Origin of the sequence: Bradyrhizobium sp., assembly GCF_019244115.1 — a bacterium.
GTDB lineage: Bacteria > Pseudomonadota > Alphaproteobacteria > Rhizobiales > Xanthobacteraceae > Bradyrhizobium.
In genome coordinates this window covers 1-8,225 of record NZ_JAFATE010000841.1, presented here as the reverse complement: position 1 = coordinate 8,225, position 8,225 = coordinate 1, and the positions used below count along the sequence as shown (strand labels likewise).

Below are 8,225 nucleotides of genomic sequence, written 5' to 3'. Positions count from 1 at the left end.
CGGTTTGGAGATCGTGAGGTGCTTTGCCACCGGGGTGGGGCTGAGTCGGCTGGCATCGTTGAGGATGGTGCGCTGGCTCGCCTGCGCAGACTTTAGCTTCGCAAACGGCAAGACCAGTGTCGCAGCCGCCGTGCCCAGAAAATGCCGCCTTGATTGCATCGTTCGATTGCCCCCTGCCAACGGCATTCTACGAGCCGCCAAGAGGTTGCGGAAGCGCGCCGAGGCCTTTTGCCGTGTTTTGCTCGGTGGGTGTGGCTTTGCGGGAAAGCCGGCCTGCTCCGGCAGATCGCTGCCATCTTGACCCAACAGCCCGATGGTGGTGAAGGCTAGGGGCTCAAAATCCAGCCTTCAGGAAACGCCATGTCCTCTGCTGTCACAAGCCGGCCCTACCGGGGGGTCTTTCCGGTTGCCCCCACCATCTTCGATGATCGGGGCGAGCTCGATCTGGAGGGGCAGCGCCGCTGCATCGATTTCATGATGGACGCCGGTTCGCACGGCATCTGCATCCTGGCCAACTTCTCCGAGCAATTCGTGCTGACCGATGCCGAGCGCGAAACGGTGATGCATGCGGTGCTGGAGCATGTCGCCGGCCGCGTCCCGGTCATCGTGACCACGACCCACTTCTCCTCCGCCATCTGCGCCGCGCGCAGCCGCCAGGCCGAGGAGGCGGGCGCCGCCATGGTGATGGTGATGCCGCCCTATCATGGTGCGACGTTCCGCGTAGCGGAGAAGGGCATCGTCGAGTTCTTCAAAATCCTGAACAGCGCCATCCGCATTCCGATCATGATCCAGGACGCGCCGGTGGCCGGCACGCCGCTTTCAGTGGACCTGCTGGCGCGGCTCGCGGGTGAGTTCGAGAACATCCGCTATTTCAAGATCGAGGTGCCGATGGCGGCCGGAAAGCTGCGCGGCCTGATCGAGGCCGGCGGCAAGGCGATCGAGGGGCCGTGGGACGGCGAAGAGGCGATCACACTGATGGCGGACCTCGATGCCGGTGCAACCGGGGCAATGACCGGCGGCGGCTATCCGGACGGCATCCGCAAAATCATCGATCCCTATCTGGCCGGACGTCGCGACGAAGCCAAGGCCGCCTATGCGCGCTGGCTGCCGCTGATCAATTATGAGAACCGGCAATGCGGCCTCGCCGCCGCCAAGGTGCTGATGCGCGAGGGCGGCGTGATCCGCTCGGATGCCGTGCGCCATCCATTGCAGCCGTTGCATCCGGCGACGCGCACTGGGCTGATCGAACTGGCGCGCGATCTCGACGCGCTCGCCTTGCGCTGGGGACGCTGATGGTTCCATGACGACGCACCTGTGGACGCAGCAATGCGTGCTATGCGGCCGATATGCATTGCCGCGCGGCCTGTTGTATAGTTGGCGCTAGCAACGACGGCGCCGCATTGCCGGCTCGCGTGGAGCTCGCCAAGGTCGTCGACGGGGCGCACGTCCAGAGGACTTGAATGCCCGATCGCGGGGATAATGATGTCCTAGAACTTCAGGCGGCCGATCACGACGCCGCGCTGGACCATTCTGCGCTGGATCACCTGGCCTGGATCGATGTGTTGCGCGCGCTGCCCGCGCCACCACCGAGCGAGCGCGACATCATCACGTGGGTTGACGATGCGCTGCGGCCATTTCTTCCATTTTCAGGGTTTTTGGGAGCCTACGGAAAGTGGTCCGGCGGACGTATCCATGTGCTGTCCTGGTTGGCGAGCGGACATTGTCCCGAATATGTCGCGAGCCGTCCGAAAGTTTTCGATTTGAATACGCGCGCCGCCCTGGCCTGGTGGATATATCACCAAAAGCCTTTTCTCACGGACGACAAAGGATGCGTCGATGAGGATGGCGCGCCGATCCCCACGAGCCAAATGGATCTGGAAAGCAGCCATCGCTTCTCGCTGGGCTTGATGGCCGTCCACGGCGTCATTGATCCCGTCGGCAAATGCGGGACCTATATCTGCCTGTCAGGCATACCTCGCGCACAATCGAAGCGCTTCATCGCCGCGCTCAAGCTGATCGCACCGGTCCTGCACACGCTCTTTCTCCAGACCAGGCGGATGACGTTTGCCGATCTGACGGTTTTGACGGACCGGCAGCGCGAGCTGCTTGATCTTGCACTCGGCGGACTGTCCGACAAGGCCATCGCCTCCCGCCTGCGGATTTCGGACCATACCGTCGGTCATCATTTCCAGGCGATTTACGCCAAGCTTGGCGTCACCAAGCGCAGCCAGCTCATCGCATTGCTCAAGTAGCCCGTCCACGGCAGGAACGCGACATCAGTCAGACGGCTGCAATCATGTTGCAAGATTGCGCGCCGTTGCGGATAGTGCGGCGAAGGTCAGACCCGCCACATGAGATGGAACAAGGCATGATCACGCTGACAGCAGCATCCGTGCTGCCTGACGACGGCACGACGGGCACATTGGCCGGACGCGTGTGGCTGCCGCAGGCCGAGGGCCCGGCGGTGGTCGCCGTGCGTGCGGACGGCGTTTTCGATGTCACCGCAAGCTTTCCGACCGTCAGCGCGCTGTGCGAGGCGGACAATCCGGCTGAGAAGCTGCGCGCCGCAAGGGGCGAGCGGATCGGCGATCTCGAACGCATTCTGGCCAACACGCCGCCGGATCGCCGTAACCGAAACGAGCCCTGGCTGCTCGCGCCGCTCGACCTGCAGGTGATCAAGGCCGCCGGCGTCACTTTCGCCATCTCGATGCTGGAGCGGGTGATCGAGGAGCGCGCGCGGGGCAATCCGGCCTCGGCCGAAGCGATCCGCAAGGAAATCGTCCGAGTGATCGGCGACGACCTCTCTAAGCTCAAGCCGGGCTCGGCCGAAGCGATGCGGCTGAAGCAGGTGCTGGTCGAGCAGCAGGCCTGGAGCCAGTACCTCGAAGTCGGCATCGGGCCCGACGCCGAGATTTTTACGAAGGCGCCCGTCATGTCCTCGGTCGGCACCGGCATGGATGCGGGCCTGCATCCGAAATCGACCTGGAATAACCCGGAGCCGGAGGTCGTGCTGGCGGTGTCGAGCCGCGGCAACATCGTTGGTGCTGCGCTCGGCAACGACGTCAACCTGCGCGATTTCGAGGGCCGCTCGGCGCTGCTGTTGTCCAAGGCCAAGGACAATAATGCCTCCAGCGCCATTGGCCCCCTGCTGCGGCTGTTCGATGCGAGCTTTTCGCTCGATGACGTCCGCAAAATGGAGGTCGGCCTCAATGTCAAGGGCGAGGACGGTTTTGTGCTCGACGGCCATTCGTCGATCGCAAAGATCAGCCGCGACCCGACCGACCTGGTCGCGCAGACCATCGGGCCGGTGCATCAATATCCCGACGGCTTTGTGCTGTTTCTCGGCACCATGTTCGCGCCGGTGAAGGATCGCGATGCGCCGGGGCAGGGTTTTACCCACAAGGCCGACGACATCGTGACGATCGCCGCCCCCGAACTCGGCCGGCTCGTCAACCGCATGCGCATGAGCGACGACTGCGAGCCGTGGACCTTCGGCGTGGGCGCGCTGATGCGAAATCTGGCTCGACGCGAGCTGCTTTGATGGAGACCAGGCCTCACATGTGGAAACAGCTCTGGAAGAAATGGACCATCGACAAGCCCGCAGCTTTCGGCGATTTGCTGTGGGAGGTCTTCGTCGTGCAGTTCGCCGCGTTCCTGGACCGGCTGACATGGCGGCGGATCGTCGCGCTCATCCCGCTCGCCATACTGGCTGTGGCCTATGCCCACAGCGTTCCACTGCCCCCGGAGCTGATGCTGATCGGCGACGTGCTGGCCTATATCGATATCGTCTCGGTGATCCTCCTGCTCAGCATCATGAGCCGTGCCGCAGCCATCCTGTTTGTCGTCAAGCAGGCGGCAGAGCAGGCCATCGACCTCGCGAGAAGCGTGCTGGCGGCCATGCAGCGTCTGGATTTCCGTCATCGACGTGCGCGGGGCGCAAAGCGAAACAACCCGTCGATCAGACGTGCCGACAGTGAGGATGACGACCATGCCGTCGTCCTCGGTGTCGCCTGGGCCTGATTATTGAACTGCGAGCCGGCTCCCACGTCAGGAGCGACGGTTGGCGCGTTCGAGACCCTCGCGCCCGCAAAACTACGGAGAAAGGTGGGCGTACTGCTCCATCCACCGTGCCCAGGTGTAACACGCGTTAACCGTGACCGCGCTTCCGCAGCCCGGCAGGCGCGGCTTTAACCTGATCCAAAAGATCGAAATCTAGGATTTCCGAACGATTCACCATCGTTGGAACCATGTTGCGGGCTGCTCGCTCACTCAAAGGCGTGTTGGCAACGTTCGTGCCGGAGGGGGGAGTCCCGCCGATGCGGCGGACCGGCGCCACGCGTCCGGTGGTCGTCCTGATGCTGTGCGGCGCGTTCCTGATCGCGCTCATCGTCGGCACCATCGCCCTCATCCTCACCAACCTGCGCGATCACGCCATTACGGCGAGCAAGCAGCAGCTCCTGGCGACCTCGACCGTGTTGGCCAAGCAGGCGGCGCGCGACCTCGAGTCCGTCGACCTGATCGAGGCCAGCCTGATCGAGCACATGGAAACGCTCGCCGTCGTCTCCGCCGAGGTCTACGCGCGCGCCATGGCGAGCCGCGACATTCATTTGATGCTGGAGGACAAGATCTCCGGCTTCCCGCACATCGAGGCCGTGACGCTGGTCGGCGCCGATGGCCAGCTCATCAATACGTCCCTGTCGTGGCCCTCGCCGAGCGGCAACGTCGCGGATCAGGATTATTTCCAGGCCCTGAAGAACAACCCGGCCTTGAGCTCGAAACTCGGCCGGCCGCAGCAGGATCCGAACAACGGAACCTGGACGATACCGCTGGCCCGGAAATTCATGGGCTCCGATGGCGAATTTCTGGGCGTCGTGGTCGGCACGATCAAGTCGCATTATTTCGAGGAGCTGTATCGGACCATGATCCGCGGAGCGGATGAATGGATCGCCCTGCTTCGGCATGACGGTGTGCTGCTGGCGCGCTTCCCGCACATCGATTCCATCATCGGAAAAACTCTTTCCGGCGGGCCGCTGGGCGAGATCATGCGCGCCGGTGGCGGCGTGGCCCGCACGCCGGAGGCGATCGATCGCTCCGACCGGCTGATCGCGGGCACGCGCCTCGCCAACATTCCGATCGATCTGGTGACCAGCACCACGGTTTCCGCCGCACTCGCCGACTGGCGGACCGAGGCGTGGTATCTGATCGGCCTCACCATCGTGCTCGTCGTCGCCATCGGCGGCACCGGAGCCGTGGTCGTGCAGTATTTCCGCAAGCAGAGCACCCAGCTCGACGCGACGCTCAACAACCAGTCGCAGGGCGTCTGCATGTACGACGCCCATCATCGCCTGATCGTCTGCAACGACCGCTATGCCGAGATGTTTCACCTGCCCGGCGAGCTCACGCGGCCCCGTACCACGCTGCGCCAGATCTTCGACCATCAGATCTCCCAAGGCCTCAATCCCGGCAGCGGCCTCGAGGCCTATATCAGCGGGTTGAACGGCATCATTGCCGCCAACAAGCCGGCGAGCATCGTGGCCGAGCTTCCCGACGGGCGTGCATTGGTGGTCGTGTTCCGTCCGGTGCCGGGCGGCGGCTTCGTCACGACCGTCGAGGACATCACCGAGCAGAAGCGCGCCGAGCAGCGGATCGCGCACATTGCCCACCACGATGCGTTGACGGGCCTCAACAACCGCGCGTCGTTTTCCGACCATCTGGCGACCACGGTCGACGCGACGATCCGCGCCGGCGGCGCGTTCGCGATCCTCTGCCTCGACCTCGACCGCTTCAAGGAGATCAACGACCTGCACGGCCATCTGGTCGGCGACGCGCTGCTGTGCGAGGTGGCGCGGCGTCTCAAGGAGGTGGCAGGAAATGCCTTCCTGGCAAGGGTCGGCGGCGACGAGTTCATCGTGATCACGCACGACGATGCGCAGGCCGCGGGCCGGCTCGCGGAGCAGCTGCGGACGGCCCTGATCGGGGACATCGAAATATCAGGGCGGCAGGTGAGCATCGGAATCAGCATCGGCATTGCATGCTCTCCCGTCGACGGCAACGAAGCGGCGACGCTGCTGGCCAATGCTGACATCGCGCTCTACCGCGCCAAGGCCGAAGGGCGCAACGCGATCCGTTTCTTCGAGACTGAGATGGGGGCGGAGCTGCGCGATCGCCGCGAATTGCAGCACGATCTGCAATCCGCCGTGGCGAATGACGAGCTGCGGCTCGACTTCCAGCCGCTGACGCGGATCGGGGGCAGCGTCGCGGGCTTCGAAGCGCTGGTGCGCTGGCAGCATCCAAAACGCGGCCTGGTCCCGCCCGGCGTCTTCATCCCGCTGACCGAGGAAACCGGCCTGATCGTCGCCATGGGTGAATGGATTTTGCGCGCGGCGTGCCGCGAGGCCGCGTCCTGGCCGAAGGAGCTGAAGATCTCCGTCAATCTGTCGCCCGTGCAGTGTCGGGGCGACGACATCGTGCGGCTCGTGCACGAGATCCTGATCGAGACCGGGCTGAACCCGGGCCGGCTCGAGCTCGAGATCACCGAAGGCGTCCTGATCGACGACTTCTCCCGCGCGGTCTCGATTCTGCGCCGGCTCAAGGCGCTCGGGGTGGGCATCGCGCTCGACGATTTCGGCACCGGCTATTCGTCGATGTCCTATCTGCAGGCGTTTCCGTTCGACATGATCAAGATCGACCGCAGCTTCATTTCGAACCTCGATCGCGCGCAATCCAAGGCGATCCTGCGCGGCGTCATCGCTCTGGCGCGCGGGCTCGAGCTTCCGGTCACCGCCGAAGGCGTCGAGACCGAGGCGCAGCTCGATGTTCTGGCGCAAGCCGGCTGCGATTTCGCGCAGGGCTATTTGCTCGGGCGACCGGCCTCGATCGACCAGTACGCTGCGATCGTGGGCCGGCCGGCCCGTCTCGACCGGCGCGGCCCGCCGGCCAGCCGCCTCTTTACGGCATGAAGCGAGAAATGACCGGGCGATTGCAGACATGATTTATCGATTTTCAACGAGGAGATGGAGCGATGCGTATCAAGATCATGCTGGCCGCAGCCGCGCTGAGCGTCGCGAGCCATGCGGCGATGGCCGGAGAACTCACCGGCACGCTGGATAAGATCAGGAGCACGGGCGTCATCACGATCGGTCACCGTGAATCCTCGACCCCGTTCTCCTTCTATGACGGCAACGAGAAGGTCGTGGGCTATGCCATGGACCTCTGCTACCTGGCCGCCGACACGGTGAAGGCGAGACTTGGCCTGCCAAAACTCGAGGTCAAGCTCGTGCCTGTCACGCCGTCGAACCGGATTCCGTCGGTGCTGAACGGGACGATCGACATGGAATGCGGAACGACCACCAACAACATCGAGCGGCAGAAGGTGGTCGGGTTCTCGACCACCTATTTCGTCGCCGCAAACCGCTTCATGGCCAAGAAGAGTGCCAATCTGCGGACGTTGGACGACCTCAGGGGCAAGATCGCCGTCTCCACCATCGGGTCCACCAATCTCAAGCAGCTCAGCGAGCTCAACGTGCAGCGTAATCTCGGCCTCACCATCCTGGCCGCCAAGGACAATGGCGAGGCATTCCGGATGCTGGAATCGGACCGCGCCGACGCCTTCGTGATGGACGATATCCTGCTCTATAGCCGGATGGCGCATTCGACGGCGCCGGGCGACTACATGGTCTCGGAGGAGGCGCTGTCGGTCGAGCCTTACGGCATCATGCTCCGGCGCGACGACCCGGCTTTCAAGAAGGTGGTCGACGATGCGATGGCCTCGGTCTATCGCAGCGGCGAGATCAGGAAGATCTACGCCAGATGGTTCCAGGCGCCCATTCCGCCGAGCGACATCAATCTCAATGTTCCGATCAGCGCGCCGCTACAGCGGACCATCGAGCATCTGATCGATAGCGGCGATCCCGCCGCGTATCTTTCGGGGAGCCCCACGCAGTGAAGCTGCGCGTCCGGATACCTCATGACCGGCGCGCTCGCGCCTCATCATCGTGAGGGGAGGGCGCGCGGGCGCTGCGGAAATAGCGATTGACGGAAACAATCGAGGGTGCTTACTGAGTTCAACGAGAAGAACTGAAGGGAGGCAACCATGCATGCGCTGCGGCATCTTGCGCTCGCCTTGTTTCTTGCAATGTGCGCAGTCTCTGCCAGCGCTGAGGAACTGATCTCCGATCTCCCCCGTAACGAGACGCTGATCGTCGAAAATCCCGAAGGAACGATCA

6 protein-coding genes and 1 pseudogene are annotated in these 8,225 nt (G+C 63.8%); 6 read left to right on the top strand and 1 reads right to left on the bottom strand.

The window, feature by feature from the left end:
• Positions 1-306 (bottom strand): annotated as a pseudogene (locus tag JOZ76_RS35685) (hypothetical protein); the annotation flags it as partial.
• Positions 307-360: 54 nt separating this feature from the next.
• Here JOZ76_RS35685 and JOZ76_RS35680 point away from each other — a divergent pair.
• The 6 genes from JOZ76_RS35680 to JOZ76_RS35655 all read left to right on the top strand — a co-directional run bounded on the left by JOZ76_RS35680 (position 361) and on the right by JOZ76_RS35655 (position 7,945).
• A complete protein-coding gene (locus JOZ76_RS35680) occupies positions 361-1,293 on the top strand; it encodes a dihydrodipicolinate synthase family protein (protein ID WP_291706067.1) in 933 nt (310 codons plus the stop codon).
• A gap of 167 nt (positions 1,294-1,460) precedes the next feature.
• Positions 1,461-2,252 (top strand): response regulator transcription factor, encoded by a 792-nt coding sequence (locus JOZ76_RS35675; protein ID WP_291706066.1) that lies wholly within the window; start codon positions 1,461-1,463, stop codon positions 2,250-2,252.
• Between the two features lie 116 nt (positions 2,253-2,368).
• The gene (locus JOZ76_RS35670; protein WP_291706065.1) at positions 2,369-3,541 is read left to right on the top strand and encodes a fumarylacetoacetate hydrolase family protein; all 1,173 of its coding nucleotides are present in this window, start codon (positions 2,369-2,371) and stop codon (positions 3,539-3,541) included.
• Positions 3,542-3,558: 17 nt separating this feature from the next.
• A complete protein-coding gene (locus JOZ76_RS35665; RefSeq protein WP_291706064.1) occupies positions 3,559-4,020 on the top strand; it encodes a hypothetical protein in 462 nt (153 codons plus the stop codon).
• Between the two features lie 296 nt (positions 4,021-4,316).
• Positions 4,317-6,959, top strand: coding sequence for a bifunctional diguanylate cyclase/phosphodiesterase (locus JOZ76_RS35660; protein ID WP_291706063.1), 2,643 nt, complete (start codon positions 4,317-4,319; stop codon positions 6,957-6,959).
• Positions 6,960-7,021: 62 nt separating this feature from the next.
• Positions 7,022-7,945, top strand: a complete 924-nt coding sequence (locus tag JOZ76_RS35655; protein WP_291706062.1) for an amino acid ABC transporter substrate-binding protein — start codon at positions 7,022-7,024, stop codon at positions 7,943-7,945.
• Positions 7,946-8,225 lie beyond the last annotated feature (280 nt).

Excerpts from the sequence above, each read along its gene's own strand:
- JOZ76_RS35680 (WP_291706067.1), top strand. The coding sequence starts at position 361 with ATGTCCTCTGCTGTCACAAGCCGGCCCTACCGGGGGGTCTTTCCGGTT.
- JOZ76_RS35675 (WP_291706066.1), top strand. The coding sequence starts at position 1,461 with ATGCCCGATCGCGGGGATAATGATGTCCTAGAACTTCAGGCGGCCGAT.
- JOZ76_RS35670 (WP_291706065.1), top strand. The coding sequence starts at position 2,369 with ATGATCACGCTGACAGCAGCATCCGTGCTGCCTGACGACGGCACGACG.
- JOZ76_RS35665 (WP_291706064.1), top strand. The coding sequence starts at position 3,559 with ATGTGGAAACAGCTCTGGAAGAAATGGACCATCGACAAGCCCGCAGCT.
- JOZ76_RS35660 (WP_291706063.1), top strand. The coding sequence starts at position 4,317 with ATGCGGCGGACCGGCGCCACGCGTCCGGTGGTCGTCCTGATGCTGTGC.
- JOZ76_RS35655 (WP_291706062.1), top strand. The coding sequence starts at position 7,022 with ATGCGTATCAAGATCATGCTGGCCGCAGCCGCGCTGAGCGTCGCGAGC.